General features: G+C 53.1%; 16 protein-coding genes, 1 other RNA gene and 4 pseudogenes. 6 read left to right on the forward strand and 15 right to left on the reverse strand.

Going from position 1 to position 17,987, the window contains the following annotated elements; translation table 11 throughout:
- Positions 1–20: 20 nt before the first annotated feature.
- On the reverse strand, positions 21–374 hold the full coding sequence (locus tag HV237_RS17960) for a DUF1428 family protein (RefSeq protein WP_003831033.1): 354 nt from the start codon (positions 372–374) through the stop codon (positions 21–23).
- Between the two features lie 64 nt (positions 375–438).
- The gene (locus HV237_RS17965) at positions 439–1,068 is read right to left on the reverse strand and encodes a membrane protein (protein WP_016155872.1); all 630 of its coding nucleotides are present in this window, start codon (positions 1,066–1,068) and stop codon (positions 439–441) included.
- 87 nt (positions 1,069–1,155) lie between these two features.
- Here HV237_RS17965 and HV237_RS17970 point away from each other — a divergent pair, with 87 nt between their 5' ends.
- Positions 1,156–2,583, forward strand: a complete 1,428-nt coding sequence (locus tag HV237_RS17970; RefSeq protein ID WP_047358016.1) for a PLP-dependent aminotransferase family protein — start codon at positions 1,156–1,158, stop codon at positions 2,581–2,583.
- A 59-nt stretch (positions 2,584–2,642) separates the two neighbouring features.
- Here HV237_RS17970 and HV237_RS17975 read toward each other — a convergent pair whose 3' ends face one another.
- The 3 genes from HV237_RS17975 to HV237_RS17985 all read right to left on the reverse strand — a co-directional run bounded on the left by HV237_RS17975 (position 2,643) and on the right by HV237_RS17985 (position 4,084).
- The gene (locus HV237_RS17975; protein WP_016152066.1) at positions 2,643–2,861 is read right to left on the reverse strand and encodes a hypothetical protein; all 219 of its coding nucleotides are present in this window, start codon (positions 2,859–2,861) and stop codon (positions 2,643–2,645) included.
- Complete coding sequence (locus HV237_RS17980; RefSeq protein ID WP_016152065.1) at positions 2,858–3,109, reverse strand: hypothetical protein; 252 nt, start codon at positions 3,107–3,109, stop codon at positions 2,858–2,860. The genes HV237_RS17975 and HV237_RS17980 overlap by 4 nt, the downstream gene beginning before the upstream one ends.
- A 507-nt stretch (positions 3,110–3,616) precedes the next feature.
- A complete protein-coding gene (locus tag HV237_RS17985; protein WP_181541579.1) occupies positions 3,617–4,084 on the reverse strand; it encodes a DUF6392 family protein in 468 nt (155 codons plus the stop codon).
- Positions 4,085–4,315: 231 nt separating this feature from the next.
- Here HV237_RS17985 and HV237_RS17990 point away from each other — a divergent pair.
- Positions 4,316–4,432 (forward strand): annotated as a pseudogene (locus HV237_RS17990) (transposase); the annotation flags it as partial.
- Between the two features lie 222 nt (positions 4,433–4,654).
- On the opposite strand, the pseudogene HV237_RS17995 reads toward HV237_RS17990, so the two are convergent.
- The 3 genes and pseudogenes from HV237_RS17995 to ffs all read right to left on the reverse strand — a co-directional run.
- A pseudogene (locus HV237_RS17995) lies at positions 4,655–5,059 on the reverse strand (transposase); the annotation flags it as partial.
- Complete coding sequence (locus HV237_RS18000; protein ID WP_240489671.1) at positions 5,025–5,600, reverse strand: hypothetical protein; 576 nt, start codon at positions 5,598–5,600, stop codon at positions 5,025–5,027. The pseudogene HV237_RS17995 and the gene HV237_RS18000, both read right to left, overlap by 35 nt.
- 109 nt (positions 5,601–5,709) lie before the next feature.
- An RNA gene (gene ffs, locus HV237_RS18005) (signal recognition particle sRNA small type) lies at positions 5,710–5,806 on the reverse strand.
- Between the two features lie 150 nt (positions 5,807–5,956).
- Between ffs and HV237_RS18010 the strand changes: the two are divergent.
- Positions 5,957–6,280 (forward strand): annotated as a pseudogene (locus HV237_RS18010) (MGMT family protein); the annotation flags it as partial.
- A gap of 31 nt (positions 6,281–6,311) precedes the next feature.
- Here the strand turns inward: HV237_RS18010 and HV237_RS18015 are convergent.
- Positions 6,312–6,881, reverse strand: a complete 570-nt coding sequence (locus HV237_RS18015; protein ID WP_016152063.1) for a YbaY family lipoprotein — start codon at positions 6,879–6,881, stop codon at positions 6,312–6,314.
- Positions 6,882–7,093: 212 nt separating this feature from the next.
- Here HV237_RS18015 and tesB point away from each other — a divergent pair, with 212 nt between their 5' ends.
- Complete coding sequence (gene tesB / locus HV237_RS18020; RefSeq protein WP_016152062.1) at positions 7,094–7,954, forward strand: acyl-CoA thioesterase II; 861 nt, start codon at positions 7,094–7,096, stop codon at positions 7,952–7,954.
- A 49-nt stretch (positions 7,955–8,003) separates the two neighbouring features.
- On the opposite strand, the gene amtB is transcribed toward tesB, so the two are convergent.
- The 5 genes and pseudogenes from amtB to decR form a co-directional block, all read right to left on the reverse strand.
- Positions 8,004–9,290 (reverse strand): ammonium transporter AmtB, encoded by a 1,287-nt coding sequence (amtB, locus tag HV237_RS18025; RefSeq protein WP_008783954.1) that lies wholly within the window; start codon positions 9,288–9,290, stop codon positions 8,004–8,006.
- A 31-nt stretch (positions 9,291–9,321) separates the two neighbouring features.
- Entirely contained in the window at positions 9,322–9,660 is a 339-nt protein-coding gene (glnK, locus tag HV237_RS18030; protein ID WP_003021657.1) for a P-II family nitrogen regulator, read from the reverse strand.
- 256 nt (positions 9,661–9,916) lie between these two features.
- Entirely contained in the window at positions 9,917–11,695 is a 1,779-nt protein-coding gene (locus HV237_RS18035; protein ID WP_047357702.1) for a SmdB family multidrug efflux ABC transporter permease/ATP-binding protein, read from the reverse strand.
- Positions 11,688–13,465: pseudogene (locus tag HV237_RS18040) on the reverse strand (SmdA family multidrug ABC transporter permease/ATP-binding protein). The gene HV237_RS18035 and the pseudogene HV237_RS18040 overlap by 8 nt, the downstream one beginning before the upstream one ends.
- Before the next feature lie 44 nt (positions 13,466–13,509).
- Positions 13,510–13,968, reverse strand: coding sequence for a DNA-binding transcriptional regulator DecR (decR, locus tag HV237_RS18045; RefSeq protein WP_016152059.1), 459 nt, complete (start codon positions 13,966–13,968; stop codon positions 13,510–13,512).
- A 116-nt stretch (positions 13,969–14,084) separates the two neighbouring features.
- Between decR and HV237_RS18050 the strand changes: the two genes are divergently transcribed.
- Positions 14,085–15,140 (forward strand): PLP-dependent cysteine synthase family protein, encoded by a 1,056-nt coding sequence (locus tag HV237_RS18050; protein WP_094168793.1) that lies wholly within the window; start codon positions 14,085–14,087, stop codon positions 15,138–15,140.
- A gap of 50 nt (positions 15,141–15,190) precedes the next feature.
- Here the strand turns inward: HV237_RS18050 and cof are convergent, their stop codons facing one another.
- Positions 15,191–16,009, reverse strand: coding sequence for an HMP-PP phosphatase (cof, locus tag HV237_RS18055; RefSeq protein ID WP_047357700.1), 819 nt, complete (start codon positions 16,007–16,009; stop codon positions 15,191–15,193).
- A gap of 217 nt (positions 16,010–16,226) precedes the next feature.
- On the opposite strand from cof, the gene HV237_RS18060 reads away from it, so the two are divergent.
- On the forward strand, positions 16,227–17,927 hold the full coding sequence (locus HV237_RS18060) for an SgrR family transcriptional regulator (RefSeq protein WP_016152056.1): 1,701 nt from the start codon (positions 16,227–16,229) through the stop codon (positions 17,925–17,927).
- Positions 17,928–17,987: the final 60 nt, after the last annotated feature.

Raw genomic sequence — 17,987 nt, forward strand, 5'->3', positions numbered from 1 at the left:
ACGCCGCACAGCCAGTCACATCACTCTTCCATAATGGGCGCAAATCCACCGTAGATCATTCGCTTGCCATCAAATGGCATAGATTCACCGAATTCCTTCATACGGGGATCGGACATCATCTTCTGATTCGCCGCATCGCGGACCTCTTTGGAAGGGTATTCAATCCAGCTGAATACCACTTCTTCATGATCCTGCGCTTTCACAGCCATGCGAAAATCGGTCAGTTTGCCGTCGGGGACATCATCTGCCCAGCACTCCACCACGCGCAATGCACCGAACTCCTTGAAAAGCGGAGCTGCTTTTGCCGCCATCGCAATGTACGCCTCCTTGTTTTCAGCGGGTACGGCAACCACAAAGCCATCAACATACTTCATGAGAAAAACCTCCGAAGTGTACTGCGCGGCAAGCCGATTCCGGCCGCGTCAGTCGAGGTTAAGTTTAGTCGCCAGCAGGCGATCGTGCCCCAGGCGCATTCCTGATACGAATACGCGCCTGCGGCTGATGGCAAAACCATGGCAGGCAAATTTGAATCAGCGGCCCAATAGCCAGTGCATACAGCACCGTTCCAAACCCAACGGTTCCCCCCAGCAGCCAACCAATAAGCAACACGGACACTTCGATTGCGGTTCGAATTCGTCGTACTGGCCAGCCGGTACGCGCGTGAATTCCAGTCATCAGACCGTCACGCGGGCCCGCGCCAAAACCGGCACCAATGTACAGAGCGGTTGCTAACGCATTCAGTATCACCGCTGACACCAGTAGCCCGCTGCGCGCCAGCAGGGATTCAAATCCCGGAATCACCAGCAGCGCGACATCTGCCGCCAGCCCAATCATAATCACGTTGCTTAACGTGCCAAACCCTGGGCGCTGGCGTAGCGGTATCCACGCCAGAAGCACCAACACACCCACGGCAATAATCACCACGCCGATATTCATCGACAGTAAATTTGCCACCCCCAGGTGAAACACGTTCCACGGATCGGCCCCTAAATCGGCACGGACAAACATCGCCGTCGACACACCGTACAGCGTCAGCCCGATAAACAGCTGAAGTAAACGACGCAGCATGTTCTTCCCCTCTTACTCTCAGATAACTTTCATCTTCACCGCAATTGGCACTATGATTAATGTCCAGTTTTCAAAAAGTGGACTGCTATGTCATCTCGCCGTTACGGAAGCCAGTCTTTGCAACGCCTGCTCGGACACTGGCAGGAAAGTCCCTCGCGAACGCCCATCTGGCGACAGTTGGCAGAAGCGTTACGTTTGCTGATCCTCGATGGGCGACTGGCGCTGGATAGCCGCTTGCCCGGTGAACGCGAACTCGCTGCCGTTCTGCAAGTCAGCCGAACCACCGTCGCCAGCGCCATGGCGCAACTGCGTGAGGAGGGATATCTGGAAAGCCGACATGGTAGCGGTTCACGGGTGATCCTGCCGGAACACATTCGCCATGTGCCAACGCGGACCAGCACTGGCACAGCGCTTGATTTGTCCACGGCAGCGCTGAGTGCCGGTCCTGAAATTCATCAGGCTTACCAGCAGGCACTGTTCGCAATGCCGCAGCATCTGCTGAGCTCCGGGTATCTACCGCAGGGACTGTCGGTTTTGCGTGAATCCATCGCCCGGCATTATTGCGAACGCGGACTCCCGACGCAGCCCGACGAAATAATGGTCGTGAACGGCGCGGTCAGCGGTCTGGCGTTGATCCTGCGTTTACTCACCGGCCCCGGCGATCGCGTAGTGGTAGATCACCCCACTTATCCGCTGGCCATTGCAGCAATACAAGGGGCGTCATGTCGCCCCGTCGGCGTGTCGCTGCCCGAGCACGGTTGGGATACGGCGGGTCTGGTCGCCACCATCGCGCAAACTGCACCGAGAATGGCCTATCTGATGCCGGATTTTCACAACCCGACCGGGCGCTGTATGGACACCGCTACTCGCCAGGTCGTGGCAGATATTGCTGAAAGAACCCGCACGACGTTGGTGGTCGATGAGACCATGGTGAACCTGTGGTATGACGCCCCACCGCCACCGCCGCTTGCCGCATTCAATCGCGATGCCCCAATCATCCTGCTCGGTTCAGCAGGGAAAAGCTTTTGGGGCGGATTACGTCTGGGCTGGATTCGGGCGTCGGCGCGTACCATTGCCGCGCTGGTCCAAACCCGCGACACCTTCGATTTGGGCTCCCCGGTGCTTGAACAACTCGCCACCAGTTGGCTGCTGGATAACGCCGAGGACTTTATTCCTGACAGAAGACGCCGACTCACATCACAGCGAGACCTGTGCTCGCACCTGATGAACTCACATTTCCCGGAATGGCAATTTACCCAGCCACAAGGAGGGCTCTCTTTCTGGGTTGAACTGCCTGATACGCTGGCGACGCTCTTTGCCACGCGCGCCGAAAGCGCAGGCATTCAGTTGGGAACCGGTACGCGGTTCGGCCTTGATGGCGCATTCGACCGCTTTTTGCGTATGCCCTTCACGTTGCCGGATGACACAGCGTGTGCCGCCTTCAGAGTGTTGCAACCCATTTGGGATAGCCTGCGTTTGCAGGCCAGCGGCGGGAAAATGCGTAAAATAATCTAAACGACGAGTTAAAGGACTCGCTCTTGAATGCCGTGATGGACGAGGAGGTCCTGGCAATACTACCGCTGAGGAGGAACCGGAAAACCCTTCAGGGAAATCACGAAATTCTCACCGTCTTTCTTAATTTTTGCCCCGGCATCACACCAGTCGGAGGCAATACGGAAGAACTCATCGCTGCCGACATTCCAGCTCAGACGAACGTGTTTCACATAACCGGAGCGCAGCATTTCACAGGCTTCGCCATAATTACAGGCGGTTGAGAGCGATTGTTGTTTCATTTTTTCTTCTTCAGTAATCTTCGCAATGCTTTGATTTCTTTAGGAGTCAGTGCGTCAACTACGGATTCTTCCGTATGCTGGCTATCGATATCCTCAGCGGAGACTCCCACCTCTTCAATGGCGGAAAACGCGATTAGTAGCAGTTTTTCCGTGGCGATACTCAAATTTTCATTATGCACTTCAGCATAATGGCGAAGCTTTTCTTTTAGCGCCTCATCAACTTTGACATTCAATACAGCGGTCGACATCGTAGAAAATCCTTGTGGTCAGCCACAACACTCCGGATGTAAGACCATGTCATTACACCGCAATGGCGGCGGCAAAAGCTCAAATAACATCCCCAAAACACAGTGACAGTATTTGATGACAATAAAATGACGATACGATGACAAAGAAAAGAAGATAAACAGAAGAGAAATTGCCGGACGGCAGAATTGGGTGGGGGCCCTGCCATCAGCCATTAGCCATTAGCCATTAGCCATTAGCCATTAGCCATTAGCCATTAGCCATTAGCCATTAGCCATTAGCCATTAGCACCAAATTGTGTTGTTTAATCAATTTGTTATCATGTTAGCACTACAACAGAACGGTACCACTCTCGATAGTACCGTTCAGCACAAAATCTTGCAAGGTAACGTGTCATAAGGGTTGGGTACTGGACCTGTACTTATAGAAATTTATAGTGTCAGAATGGACTGACCTCGCCCCGGTAGACGATCCTGCCCTATAGTTGGACTGAGGCCTCTTGAGGTTGTTCACCAACGCAGTTCTGATGTAGGCAAGAAAGTAACTGCAACAACCATATCTGCCATGTCATAGCGGATTTGCATTGTGATTGGGATGTGGAAATCTTCAACAGTAAATCTCTCAATCCTGCCGATTTCCTGCTTCATGATTACCCTCGGCGGAATACTATTTTCTGGCTCACCAAAGTTTTCATGCACCCACTGGCAAGACATGCTTTTCTTAAGCGGCGTTGGTAACTCATTAGGGAATGTCCAGTTTCCCAAAGTATCATGTTGTATACTTAATGTAATTTCTTTCAGTACTCGGCCTTCGCGTTGGAAAGCTAAAAAAACACCTTCTTTCGCCATATCAAGGCTAATCGTTGGTGAACCTGATGCACCTTTGGGGTCACTTTTATAGGTTATCAACCCAGAATCAACCAAATCTTTATAAGATTTACCTAAACTACGGATCAATGCTTCAACATTTACTGTCATTAGTACAATCCTTGCTCTGTATTTAGCTTGTGCATCTTAGCTCTGGCGGATTCAAGTTGTTCTTCGGTGGCCCCATACTCTTTAAGAGCAGGTTTTATTGCATTAAAATTCCGATCCAGGGCACTCCTCAAATTCTTCGCATCCCCTGTTGTAAGTATCCCGCATAATCGTGCCATTCACATTTAGAGATCCTCCGGCATACTCAATCTGCCAACTAATAAGTAGATCACTATGCGTAAAGCCCGTTTTACTGAGCATCAGATCATTACCGTAATTAAATCGGTTGAAGCCGGACGAACCGTTAAAGATGTCTTCCGGGAGACCGGTATTTCTGAAGCCACCGACTACATCTATGGACTACCTCCGTTTTGCAAGTACAGAATCTGGTTTTGGGTTGTTGTTTACATCTGTCCGGCATCAAGAAAACTAACCTGTGCCCAAATGGGTAATCCGCACATAATCGCCTCAACAACTGGACGGCCTCTGAGGCCAATATAATAGTCAGGTTCCGATTGTGCAGGTGCAACCTGTTATCATTTTTCAGTACACTGCAACTCGTCTGGCTGAGTACTAACTTCCAACTGCCTGATATTCGGTATCGTTTCTCAGCATCGACCAGATTATTCTCGCGTTCTTGTTAGCGACCGCCACGGTCGTTTTATTAAACCCGCGCCGTTCCTTTAACTGGTTAACCCACTGATGCAGGCTGCCATCATTGTTATTCGTGGCAACTCTGACGACAGCGCGGGCACAATGAATAAAAAAGTGTCCGCAATTGCTTGTCGCCTTTTTCGTCATATTCATCAGTACCTGCTTGTCGCCACTCGAGTGCTGTCGTGGAACCAGACCAGGCCATGCGGCAAAGCGACGACCATTTTTAAATTCAGTTCCTTTGCCAATCGCGGCAACAACAGCCGTGGCTGTTTTAGGACCAATACCTTTAACTTTGGCAATCCGCTGGCAGGCTTCTGATCTGAGTAGAGGTATATGCCTCTCGCTTTTGGGATACTGGCTCGCGATCCTTTTGGAGCAATCCCTCAAAGGGATTTTGAAAATCATAGTCACTACGGTGTTTCAGCCATCGGAAAAACCCAATGATTTTCTTAACATATTTGTTCTTTGTAGGAATCGCGACATCCAGCCCGCTAATGAGTTCAGCAGCCCTGCTACGCTTAAATACCTGCTCAGTGGAGCTAAAGTACTTATCAATACAGCGTTTGATAGAAGAAACTTCCCTTTCACAAACTTCACGGCTTTTAAACTCAACGTATTGCTCAGCATGTAATTTTAGCTCGCTAAGCGACAAGTCTGAATGAGGGGATTGGATCAAATCGATTGTAGTTGCGGAAGTTTCAGTAATCGGCCAAGGGCGATCTGAAAAGCGTAAAGATCGCTTTGTCGCTTCAGTCTTTGAACTAGTACCTAACGAACGACGAAACTCACCGCGTTTACCACAAGGTAAAACGTTTACTTTCCGGTAATACCAGATCCCATGACGAGAGAGCATAAGAGACATCTTGTAGCCTGCTGGTGATACACAGTTTTTGTACCACTAAGGCTATGGGGGAGAGATTTCAGTACTTTAGCGTATAGCTATCAAGTACTTACCCAGAAATGGGTGGGGGCCCTGCCAGCTACATCCCGGCACACACGTCATCTGCCTTGGCTGCTTCCTTCCGGACCTGACCTGGTAAACAGAGTAGTGTTGCGGGAGAACCAACAGAGCCCCCATTGAGAGCGTTGTTAACCAACGCGCAGGCGCATTATCACTGCTGCACCCTGTAATTGCAACCCATCCAGCATCGGATGCTGTTTTCTTGTGCAATGCGGCTTCACTCCTTCGCCATTCGGCATTATGCTGGAGGATTAGCGCAGGAATAAATGATGGATATACAGGACTCTTTCCCCCAACGCGTCTGGCAAATTGTCGCTTCAATCCCCGAAGGTTTCGTCACCACGTATGGCGATGTTGCCAGGCTTGCGGGATCGCCGCGCGCTGCGCGTCAGGTAGGCGGCGTGCTTAAGCGTCTCCCCGAAGGCAGCACCCTGCCCTGGCATCGGGTGGTCAATCGCCACGGGGCCATTTCGCTGACAGGTCCCGACCTACAACGACAACGTCAGGCGTTGCTGGCTGAAGGAATAGTGGTTTCAGGAAGCGGACAGATCGATTTACAGCGCTATCGCTGGGTGTACTAACCCTCTCCAGGCGGAGAGGGTTACAACGACCTTAGTACTGCGTGGGAGCAGGAACCGCAGATGACGGATTCACCTGGGTTGGTGACGTTGACGGAACCGTGGTAGTAGCCCCACCGCTCGCCTGAACCGGTACTGCTGTTTGCTGTACCGGGACCAGCGTCAGGTCGGCTTTAGTCCCACCCTGATTGATGACCGTCTGAACGGTATCAGTAATAAAGACCAGTTTATCATTTACCGTAATAGCCGCACTCAACAGAATACGGGCGTTAGGTTGAATATCTGCCGGGTTGAACGGTAATACAAAGCTGAATGGCGCTTGTTTACCTTCAGTACGAACCGCTTTTTGCGACAGCACTTTTGACGGCGCATCGGCCAGTGAAGCATCTGACAGCGTAACGGTTAGCACCGCATCGGGTGGCAAGGCCACTTTCTGACGGATCCATACTGTCCCGGAGACATTTGGCTGCTGAATTTTAGACTGTGTGTCAGAAATTGACGTATTAGGGCTTGGCGCAGGTGTCTGAATATCAGCGCTTTTATCGGCACAGGCCGCCAGAGCGACTGCAACCGCTAAACCACTTACCATGTGCACGAGTTTCATTAAATTCTCCTTATCATCTATGCACCAGCGAGAACTTTCCTCGCCAGAAGAGTGGTTAACAAAAACATAACGTGACTAAGTGTGGCACAAGACAGCTATTTTTGCCTGTAATAGGCCAGTAATTCAGACAATTGCACCCATCGGACCACTTTTAAAATTGCGTTATACTCTGCCTACCTCGCTGCGACATCGATATCACCTGGAGAGCACGTATGAGTCTGGCACTGAAAAATTTGCTGACATTGTTAAATCTGGAAAAAATTGAAGAAGGACTCTTTCGGGGCCAAAGTGAAGACTTAGGGTTACGTCAGGTTTTTGGGGGACAGGTTGTCGGTCAGGCGCTATATGCCGCAAAAGAAACCGTACCGGAAGAGCGTCTGGTACACTCTTTTCACAGCTACTTTTTACGCCCCGGCGATAGCCAAAAGCCCATCATCTATGATGTGGAAGTCCTGCGTGATGGTAACAGCTTCAGCGCGCGCCGCGTTGCCGCGATCCAGAATGGTAAACCCATTTTTTACATGACTGCCTCTTTTCAGGCACCGGAAGACGGATTTGAACATCAGAAAACCATGCCGGATGCGCCGGGTCCCGATGAGCTGAAATCAGAAACGGAAATTGCCCGCTCAGTGGCGCATTTGCTGCCGCCGCTGTTGAAAGAAAAATTTATCAACGATCGTCCGTTGGAAGTACGCCCTGTCGAGTTTCATAACCCCCTAAAAGGTCACGTCGCACCTCCGACGCGCCAGGTATGGATCCGCGCTAACGGCGTGCTGCAGGACGATCTGCGCGTCCATCAGTATCTGCTGGGTTATGCCTCAGACCTGAACTTCCTGCCTGTTGCGCTGCAACCGTACGGGATTGGCTTCCTGGAAAAAGGGATTCAGATCGCCACCATTGACCATTCCATGTGGTTTCACCGTCCGTTTAATATCAATGAATGGCTGCTGTATAACGTCGAGAGTACTTCGGCATCCGGTGCCCGGGGCTTTGTACGCGGAGAGTTTTATACCCAGGATGGCGTGCTGGTCGCTTCTACCGTACAGGAAGGGGTAATGCGTAATCGCAATTGAGAATTACCGGATGGTGGCGCAAAAGCGTTGCCATCCGGCAAATTGAGAATCAGGCGTTGTAAGCGTTCTCGCCGTGACTGTTTACATCCAGACCTTCGCGCTCCTGCTCTTCCGGTACGCGCAAACCAACCGTCATATCCGCCAGCTTATAGCCAATGAAAGCCACCACGCCAGACCAGACGATGGTGATCGCCACGCTTTCCAGTTGCACCAGCAGCTGATGCCCCATGGTCACGCCCTCGGCAAATCCCACGCCTCCCAAAGAGCTGGCAGCGAAAACTCCGGTCAGGATACAGCCGACAATGCCGCACACGCCGTGAACGCCAAACACGTCACACGGATCGTCCACACGCAGAAAACGCTTCAGCATGGTCACGCCCCACAGGCCTGCCAGACCCGCAACGACACCGATAATCAGCGCGCCGCCGACACCGATATAGCCACATGCAGGTGTTACGCCCACCAGACCCGCAATGGCACCAGAGCAGGCGCCCAGCAGAGACGGTTTACCACGCAGCGCCCATTCACCGAAGATCCATCCGAGGATGGCTGCAGCGGTGGCGACCACGGTATTGACGAAGGCCAGTGCGGCGATTTCATTTGCCGTACCCGCTGAACCAGCGTTAAAGCCAAACCAACCAATGTAGAGAATAGCGGTACCGGTGAAGACCATCGGCAGGTTATGCGGTTTAAAAGCTTCTTTGCCAAAACCGACACGTTTGCCAATCAGATACGCGCCTACCAGACCGGCAATCGCCGCGTTGATGTGCACAACCGTTCCGCCGGCAAAATCCAGCGCGCCGTGGGAAGCCAGCAAGCCGCCGCCCCAGACCATATGCGCAATGGGGATGTACGACAGCGTTAACCATACCACCACAAAAATCAGCACCGCGGAGAAGCGAATACGTTCAGCCAGCGCACCGACGATTAGCCCAACGGTGATGCAGGCGAACGAGCCCTGAAAAGCAACGTGAATGTACTGGTAGAAGCTCCCCGTTACCGCCGTCAGCGCAATATTCTTCAGTAATACCCAGTTGAAGTTACCGAAGAAATTATTTCCTTCACCAAAGGCCAGTGAGTAGCCATAAACCACCCATAAAATACAAACCAGAGCGAATGTCACCGTGACCTGAGTCAGCATCGACAGCACGTTCTTACCGCGAATCAAACCGCCGTAGAACAGCGCAATGCCAGGGATGGTCATAAACAACACCAGCGCGGTACAGATCATCATAAAAGCGTTATCCGCTTTATCCGCAACCGCCGGTGCCGCCATCGCCAGTCCCGGCAGCAGCGCCAGTGAAGCAATACCTGTTTTCATCGTTGCTATCTTCATTTTTTGGTTTCCTATCACTGTGTGCCAGACGTTACAGTGCGGCTTCGTCGGCTTCGCCGGTACGAATACGAATCACACGTTGCAGCTCGGCGACGAAGATTTTGCCGTCGCCAATTTTTCCGGTGTATGCCGCCTTACTGATGACATCAATCACGCCATCCAGTTGGTCGTCGGCAATCGCCACATCAATCTTCACCTTGGGCAGAAAATTGACGCTATATTCAGCCCCACGGTACAGCTCAGCATGACCTTTCTGTCGGCCAAACCCCTTCACTTCGGTGACGGTCAGCCCCTGAATACCAATAGACGACAATGCTTCACGGACGTCTTCCAGTTTGAACGGTTTGATTACCACGGTAACCAGCTTCATAGATCCCCTCCAGTCAGAATTCAGTAGTGGCTGCAGATACACGAGAGGAATATTGCAAGGGATGTGCCAGAAATGAAAAAGGCGGGATGATTCAGGTTCTCAGGGTACTTCCGGGAGAGAAAAAGAAAAAACGCACTATAACGGTGCATAGTGCGTTACATTTTTGCACCAGATTGTTGATTGCCGGATGGCAGCGTAAACGCCTTACCCGGCCTACGAGACCGCGCTGGCCGCAGACCGGGTAAGCGCCGCGCCATCAGGCGATAACAGAATCGTCTTGCGTACTGGCGGCTAACTCTTCACCCGCCAGTTGCAGCTGATACATCTGCCAGTAACGGCCTTGCGCCGCGAGTAATTGCTGGTGCGTACCACGCTCAACCGCCTGACCGCGATGCAGCACCAGAATGGTGTCCGCATCGACAATCGTCGATAATCGATGCGCAATCACCACCAGCGTGGTGTGTTCACGTACCGCCGCCAGAGCTTGCTGAATGGCCTGTTCAGTACCGGAGTCAATACTGGCCGTCGCTTCGTCGAGGATCAACACCTGTGGCGTTTCAACCAACACCCGCGCCAACGCCAGCAGCTGTTTTTGACCAACGGAGAGATTATTGCCCTGCTCGCCCAGCCGGGTATGAATCCCCTCGCTCAGACCTCGCGCCAGTTCTGCCAGTTGCACGGTCTCCAGCGCCTGCCATACCCGCTCTTCTGAGATATCGCGGCCCAGCGTGACGTTCGCCAGGAAGGTATCTGCCATCACCACCGGATCCTGCTGCACCATGGCGATGCCCTGACGTAACGCACCGTGGCTCAGTGAAGACAGCGGCCGTCCATCAAGGCGGATTTCCCCCTGCGTCAGCGGGTAGTAACCCATCAACAGACTGGCGAGCGTGCTTTTACCACTGCCGGTGTGTCCGACCAAAGCCACAAAGCTGCGCGAAGGCACGGACATACTGATATTTTGCAGCACCAGATTGTCGTCGCGATAGGCAAATGAAACGTTATCCACCTCAATGTCCCCGCTCTTTAGCGGTCGCTCATCTTCACCATAGCGCTGACGTGGCCCATCCATCAGTTCGAACACTCGCTCACCGGCGACAACCGCCTGCTGCAGCATTGATTGCTGAGTGGTCAACTCGATCAGCGGTTCGTTCAAACGGCCGAGGTAGCTGATAAACGCGTATAGCACGCCAACCTCGATCGAGCTGCCAGAGGTAAAACTGAACAGCATCAGCAATCCGCAGAGGATCAGCGCCGAGAAAAGGCTAAGCAGCGGGCGCAACAAAAAACCATCCAGTCGCAGGGTTTGCATACGCGCCATATAGTGCGAGCGGCTTGCTTCGCCCATTCTCTCGCCAAATCGCGCCTGCTGGCGGAACTGCTGGATAACACTCATGCCGTTGATGACTTCGTTAAAGCCATCGTTAATATCCGCCAGATAAGCGCGAACCCGGCGCACAATCGGGGTGCTGTAGCGTTGATAAATCACCATCACCACCAGCACGGCCGGGAAAATGGCCATCGCCACTAACGCCATACGCCACTCAAGGCTGAACATCGCTACCAGCATGGCGCCAATTAATGCCGCACTGCGCAGGACTGTTGCTACCACCGTCACGTACAGGTCGCGAATAACTTCGGTGTCGTTGGTCACGCGGGAGATTAGCTGCCCGACAGGTTGAGTATCAAAGGCGCTGAGCGGCTGGCGCAGCGCAGCGTCCATTACGTCGGTGCGCAACTGTTGTACTACGCCAACTGCCGCCTGGTTAAACAACAATGACTGCGCGTAATGCAGGCCAGCCGCCAGCAGTTGTAGACCGATATATGCCGCAACCAGCCCGGCGACCATCGCCAGCGGCAGATTATTCTTCGCCACCATGTTATCGATAAAATAGCTAATCAGCAGCGGACCGCTGACTTCCGCCGCAGCCGCCACCCACAGCATGACTACCGCAATAGCCAGCTGTTTTCGCCATGGAGAGCCATACGCCAGCAATCTTTTTAGGGTCGGCCATAATTGCCCAAAACTACGCATTAGCCGCCTCCTCGTTTATCTCTGGTGCATCAGTCAGCGCCGCTTCCAGTTGCTGATAGCGGTACATATCGCGATACCAGCCAGGCTGCTGCACTAACGCATCATGCTCGCCGCGCTGGGCAATATGCCCATGCTGCATCACGATAATCTCACTGGCTTCCGTCAGGGCCGATAAACGGTGGGCGCTAATAATGACGGTTCTGCCTTCGCCCCACTGGCGCAGGTTATGCAGGATCTGATGTTCGGTACGACCATCTACCGCCGACAGCGCATCATCCAGAATCAGGATTTCAGCGTTCAGGAGTAGCGCTCGAGCGATAGAAATACGCTGTTTTTGCCCACCAGACAGCATCACCCCACGTTCGCCCACTTCGGTGTCGTAGCCCTGCGGAAGACGTAAAATATCCTCATGAACGCTGGCAAGGCGTGCCACATACTCGATCTCTTCCTGCGTGGCCTGAGGGCGTCCTAACGCGATGTTATTGCCAACGGTATCCGAAAACAGGAATGGCGTCTGGCTGACAACTGCCAGCCGGCTGCGCCAGCTATCCAGTTGTAATCGCGTTAAGGGGGTATCATGAAAGCGCACATCGCCGTGGGTGATATCAAAATGACGCTGAATCAGCGACAGCACCGTACTTTTCCCCGCGCCGGTAGGCCCACAAATGCCCAACATCTGCCCAGGTTTAAGCTGGAAGTTCACATTTTCCAGCGCCGGGTGTGCCGTTTGCGGGTAGCAAAATTCGCGAATCGCCACCGCCAGCTCCCCACGCCCTTCCGGTACCGGTTCAGTGCCGTCATCCACCACCGGCGCTTCAGACAGCATGGCGCGAATACGGCTGTACGCCGCGCTGCCACGTTCGACGATGTTAAACATCCATGCCAGCGCCAGCATCGGCCAAATCATCAAACCGAGATACATCATAAAGCTGGTGAGCTGGCCGAGCGTCAGCGAGCCGTGCACCACCATCCAGCTTCCCCCAGCAATCGCCAGTAGGTTAGCCATGCCAATGGCGATATAAATCGTGGGATCAAAACGGGCGTCAATGCGCGCCACGCGCAGGTTTTTCTTACCGGTATCTTCGGCATCGGCGGCAAATAATGCCGATTGCCGATCCTCCAGACCGAAGGCCTTGATCATGCGAATACTGGTCAGGCTTTCCTGAGTACGGTCGTTGAGACTGGAAAACGCCGCCTGCGCCAGCTTAAAGCGATTATGGAGTCGATCGCCGTAACGTTTGATCATCAACGCCATCACCGGCATCGGCAGCAGCGCAATTAACGTCAGCTGCCAGCTTATCTGCGTTGACATCACGATCAGCACCGCACATCCCATCCCATTACCAGCGAATCTACCAGCGTCAGCACGCCTTCTCCGGCGGCAAATACGACCCGATCAACATCGTTGGTCGCACGCGCCATCAGATCGCCCGTGCGGTGACGCAGATAAAATTCTGGATGCTGGCGACTCAACTGACGGTAATAATCTTCCCGCAGCTCAACCGCCAGTTGGTAGGATGCGCCAAACAGCAGCACGCGCCAGACATAGCGCAACAAATAAACCACCACTGCAATCAGGGCAATTGTTCCCACCCACATCAGCAGCCACTCGGTGGTGAAGCGTTGAGTCGTCACGCCATCCACAATGATCCCGACCACTTTCGGCGGAATAAGCTGAAGGATAGCGATGATGATAAGCAGGGCCACCGCCCCGAGGTAGCGACGCCACTCCCGGCGGAAGTACCAGCTTAATTGAGCAAATAATCGCACGCGTTATGTCCTGACAAGATTTCCGGCAATAAGCGCCGGGAGAGTTATTCAATAGGGAGAGCAGTTGTGTATTTAATCTGTTCCATCGCAAAGCTGGAGGTGACGTCAGACAGGCCCGGTACGCTGTTCACCAGGCGCTTATAAAATTCATCGTAGCTTTTCATATCGGCGACCTGCACTCGCATCAGGTAATCATATTCCCCTGCCATACGCCAGAACCCCAGAACCTCCGGCATACCGGTGACTTCGGTGACAAAGCGGCAATACCATTCACTGCTGTGATGCTGTGTCTTAATCAGCACAAACGCGGTCAGCCCCAGCCCCAGTTTTTCTGGATCTAACAGGGCGACTCTACCCAGCAGGATACCGTCATCCTCAAGCCGTTTGAGGCGTTTCCAGCAGGGGGTGGTAGTCAGATTAACGGCATCTGCTAACGCCTGCAAAGAAAGGGTGCAGTCCTGTTGCAGTAAGCTAAGCAGCTTACGGTCAATTTTGTCTAACATATCCACTCCACAGAGAAGAATTTTCTCCTTACATTCTATTTTAAAGGCTAAATGGCAACAATTTTTTCCGTGCTTTTCGCTATTCTTGGCACAAAATGACAAATGGATATCTATTAATGATGAATAGCTCCTGGGTTAAAAACGCCATCAATGAAATCAACGCGGATTATCAGCGTTCTGCGGATACGCATCTCATTCGTCTGTCGCTACCGGCGTTCCCGGGCATTCAGATCTATTTAAAAGATGAGAGCACGCATCCCACCGGGAGCCTGAAGCATCGTCTGGCGCGTTCACTGTTTCTGTACGGATTGTGCAATGGCTGGATTAAAGAAGGCACCACCATCATTGAATCATCGTCCGGTTCAACGGCGGTCTCCGAAGCTTATTTCGCCCGACTGTTAGGGCTGCCGTTTATTGCCGTCATGCCTTCTTGTACGGCGAAGCGTAAAATTGAACAGATTGAGTTTTACGGCGGTCGCTGTCATTTCGTGGAAAGCGCCTGTGAAATCTATGCGGCCTCTGAACAACTGGCGCGTGAGCTGAACGGTCATTACATGGACCAGTTCACTTATGCTGAGCGCGCTACCGACTGGCGTGGCAATAACAATATTGCTGACAGCATCTTCCGTCAGATGCAGTGCGAGCCCAACCCCGTCCCCCGCCATATTGTAATGAGCGCCGGAACCGGCGGCACCTCTGCAACCATTGGCCGCTATATTCGTTGTCAGGGCTACGATACTCGCCTGATGGTGGTGGATCCGGAAAACTCAGTCTTTCTGCCCTTCTGGCAGGATCGCGATGCAACGTTACGCAGCCCGGTAGGAAGCAAAATCGAAGGCATCGGCCGCCCACGTGTCGAACCCTCCTTCATTCCTGACGTAGTCGATGAAATGCTGCGCGTACCGGATGCCGCAAGCGTGGCCACCGCACACTGGCTGGAAACGCAGTTGGGCCGCAAAGTCGGCGCTTCAACCGGCACCAACATGTGGGGAACGCTGCAACTTGCCGCCCGTATGCGCGATGCCGGAGAAAGCGGTTCACTGGTCACGCTGCTGTGCGACAGCGGCGAACGCTATCTTGAAACCTACTACAACCCGCAGTGGATCGACACGCACATCGGTGATTTAACGCCGTGGAAAGCGGAACTCACCCGGCTTCTGAACACCCATTAATGGGATAAAAAAAAGCCAGACGCGAAGTCTGGCTTGCTGGAAGGGATCTCTCATTCGGGGGAATAAGGTAGATGCGGATTGTCCAGCCAATGCGTCAAAAAGTGTGACACCGCCTGATTGCGGCAATGCCCAATCACCGACAAATGCGGCAGTTCAGCAATCAGTTGTGGCATCGCGTTACCCATAATCAGGCCGCGCCCAACGCTGCCTAACATTTCGCGATCGTTCATGGCATCACCAAACGCCATACATTCGGCCATTGAATAACCTAAGTGGTCGCTTAGTACCGCCAGCGCCGATCCTTTGTTACAGCCCAGCGGCAGCACCTCAAGGCAATCAACCGCGGAAAAACAAAGATTTGCCTGCTCACCCAGCGCCTCATTCAGTTGAATGCGTAATTGGATCAGGGAGTCATGATCCCCACAGAAACAGACTTTCGTTACCTGATGAGCCGGGATACGTTTCACATCGACGATCTGGTAGCGAAATCCGCTATACACATGCGCCTGTAGCAGCGATGGGATCTCTTGTCCGGTGAACCAACCGTTGTCATTAAAGACATGCATGCTGGCTGTAGTATCCCACTTCTGATGTAACACGATATCCGCCACAGTCGGATCCAGATCCTGACGGTGCAATACATCGCCCTCAACAGAGTGAATGCGCGTGCCGTTACCCGTGATCAAAAAGGCGTCCAGTGAGATAGAACCCAAAATATGGCGCATCTCAAGCACATGGCGGCCGGTGGCAAATGTCAGGGTAATCTCGCGTTCACGCAGGCGCGCCAGCGTTGAAAGCGTTTCGTCACCTAAATGGTGATTCGGCATCAAAAGGGTGCCATCCATATCAAATGCAGCCAGACGAGCCATTTCTTTCTCCACACTGTGACGCGGTTAACTTGTGATTCAGTATCACCTGAGATATACGGAAGTAATAGTGAATAGATAAAATGAATTGTTCCGGGTTTATTACACAAAATCATTCAAGTTGCATCCAGGCGGCAAGTGAATGAACGTCCAGGAGCATACAGTGACTGGGGGGAATTAACGCCGCCAACAAAGAGGCAGCTTGAAGGATGACGTGTATATGAGATTGTTGAATCGCCTGAATCAGTACCAACGCCTGTGGCAGCCTTCGGCGGGAGAACCGCAGTCGGTGACCGTCGGGGAGCTGGCAGAACGCTGTTTTTGCAGCGAGCGCCACGTGCGTACCCTGCTGAAGCAAGCGCAGGATGCTGGCTGGCTGGAGTGGCACGCCCAGTCGGGGCGTGGGAAACGCGGGCAGCTGCGCTTTTTGGTGACGCCAGATTCGCTACGCAGCATTATGATGGAACAAGCGCTGCAAAAGGGGGAGCAACTTAGCGTACTGGAGCTGGCTCAGCTGGCGCCGGGAGAATTAAGAACGCTGCTCCAGCCGTTTATGGGTGGTCAGTGGCAAAACGACACGCCAACCCTGCGCATCCCCTATTACCGCCAGCTCGACCCTTTGCACCCTGGATTTCTCCCCGGTCGCGCAGAGCAACACCTCGCCGGACAAATATTCTCGGGCCTGACCCGGTTCGACAGTGTTACGCAACGCCCCTGCGGAGATTTAGCCCACCACTGGAATATCTCCGCCGACGGCCAGCGCTGGGATTTCTATATTCGTTCCACCCTGTACTGGCATAACGGCGATGCGGTCAGCAGCACACAGCTACATCAACAGTTGCTGAAGCTGTTAGAGCTACCCGCGTTAAATAAACTGTTTATCAGCGTAAAGCGCATTGAGGTGACGCATCCCCAGTGCCTAACCTTTATTTTGCATCGCCCCGACTTCTGGCTGGCGCATCGTCTGGCAAGCTACAGCAGTCACCTGGCACATCCCGAACTCCCGTTTGTTGGTACCGGTCCGTTTCGGTTGACGCTGTTTACCCCAGACCTGGTGCGCATCGAGAGTCACGATCACTACCACCTGAGTCATCCGCTACTAAAAGCCATTGAATACTGGATAACCCCGCAGCTTTTCTCCCAGGATTTGGGCACCAGCTGTCGCCATCCGGTTCAAATTGCAATTGGTAAACCCGAAGAGCTTCCCATGCTAAGCCAGGTAAGCAGCGGGATCAGCCTCGGTTTCTGCTATCTCACGCTCAGAAAAAGCGCGCGGCTGAATACGCAGCAGGCCCGTCGCCTGGTCAATATTATCCACCGCTCTTCCCTGCTACAAACGCTTGACGTGGATGAAAACCTGATCACGCCAAGCAATGCGCTGCTGCCGGGATGGACGATCCCCCAATGGGATGAACTGGACGACGTGCCGCTACCGGAAAAACTTACGCTGGCCTATCACCTGCCGGTAGAGTTGCACGCCATGGCTGAACAGCTTCGCCAGGCGCTGGCGCTACTCGGCTGTGAATTAACGCTTATTTTTCATAATGCTAAAAACTGGGATGGCGACCATCCTTTAGCCCAGGCCGACCTGATGATGGGCGACAGGCTGATTGGCGAAGCACCTGAATATACCCTCGAACAGTGGCTGCGCTGCGATCAACTCTGGTCACATGTATTGAGCTCGCCAGCATATACTCATCTGCAAACCACCCTGGATGCCCTGCAAATCCAGGCCGATGAGGATGATCGTCATGCGGCTTTACAACACGTTTTCGCCTCGCTGATGCATGACGCGACCCTGACACCGCTGTTCAATTATCACTATCGTATTAGCGCTCCGCCGGGCGTGAACGGCGTACGCCTGAACCCTCGCGGCTGGTTTGAATTTACCGAAGCCTGGCTACCGCCTCCGTCGGCGTGAAGAAGCTGGTCGGCGACACGCCCAGGCGCTACCATAAGGGTTTCGTTATTTGTCAGGAAA

The organism is Citrobacter sp. RHBSTW-00570 (genome assembly GCF_013739755.1).
Classification (GTDB): domain Bacteria; phylum Pseudomonadota; class Gammaproteobacteria; order Enterobacterales; family Enterobacteriaceae; genus Citrobacter; species Citrobacter braakii.

Excerpts from the sequence above, each read along its gene's own strand:
- HV237_RS17985 (WP_181541579.1), bottom strand. The coding sequence starts at position 4,084 with ATGACAGTAAATGTTGAAGCATTGATCCGTAGTTTAGGTAAATCTTAT.
- HV237_RS17970 (WP_047358016.1), top strand. The coding sequence starts at position 1,156 with ATGTCATCTCGCCGTTACGGAAGCCAGTCTTTGCAACGCCTGCTCGGA.
- HV237_RS17980 (WP_016152065.1), bottom strand. The coding sequence starts at position 3,109 with ATGTCGACCGCTGTATTGAATGTCAAAGTTGATGAGGCGCTAAAAGAA.
- HV237_RS18015 (WP_016152063.1), bottom strand. The coding sequence starts at position 6,881 with ATGAAACTCGTGCACATGGTAAGTGGTTTAGCGGTTGCAGTCGCTCTG.
- HV237_RS18060 (WP_016152056.1), top strand. The coding sequence starts at position 16,227 with ATGAGATTGTTGAATCGCCTGAATCAGTACCAACGCCTGTGGCAGCCT.
- HV237_RS18035 (WP_047357702.1), bottom strand. The coding sequence starts at position 11,695 with ATGCGTAGTTTTGGGCAATTATGGCCGACCCTAAAAAGATTGCTGGCG.
- HV237_RS17975 (WP_016152066.1), bottom strand. The coding sequence starts at position 2,861 with ATGAAACAACAATCGCTCTCAACCGCCTGTAATTATGGCGAAGCCTGT.
- glnK (WP_003021657.1), bottom strand. The coding sequence starts at position 9,660 with ATGAAGCTGGTTACCGTGGTAATCAAACCGTTCAAACTGGAAGACGTC.
- HV237_RS17960 (WP_003831033.1), bottom strand. The coding sequence starts at position 374 with ATGAAGTATGTTGATGGCTTTGTGGTTGCCGTACCCGCTGAAAACAAG.
- HV237_RS18000 (WP_240489671.1), bottom strand. The coding sequence starts at position 5,600 with ATGTCTCTTATGCTCTCTCGTCATGGGATCTGGTATTACCGGAAAGTA.
- tesB (WP_016152062.1), top strand. The coding sequence starts at position 7,094 with ATGAGTCTGGCACTGAAAAATTTGCTGACATTGTTAAATCTGGAAAAA.
- amtB (WP_008783954.1), bottom strand. The coding sequence starts at position 9,290 with ATGAAGATAGCAACGATGAAAACAGGTATTGCTTCACTGGCGCTGCTG.
- cof (WP_047357700.1), bottom strand. The coding sequence starts at position 16,009 with ATGGCTCGTCTGGCTGCATTTGATATGGATGGCACCCTTTTGATGCCG.
- HV237_RS18050 (WP_094168793.1), top strand. The coding sequence starts at position 14,085 with ATGATGAATAGCTCCTGGGTTAAAAACGCCATCAATGAAATCAACGCG.
- HV237_RS17965 (WP_016155872.1), bottom strand. The coding sequence starts at position 1,068 with ATGCTGCGTCGTTTACTTCAGCTGTTTATCGGGCTGACGCTGTACGGT.
- decR (WP_016152059.1), bottom strand. The coding sequence starts at position 13,968 with ATGTTAGACAAAATTGACCGTAAGCTGCTTAGCTTACTGCAACAGGAC.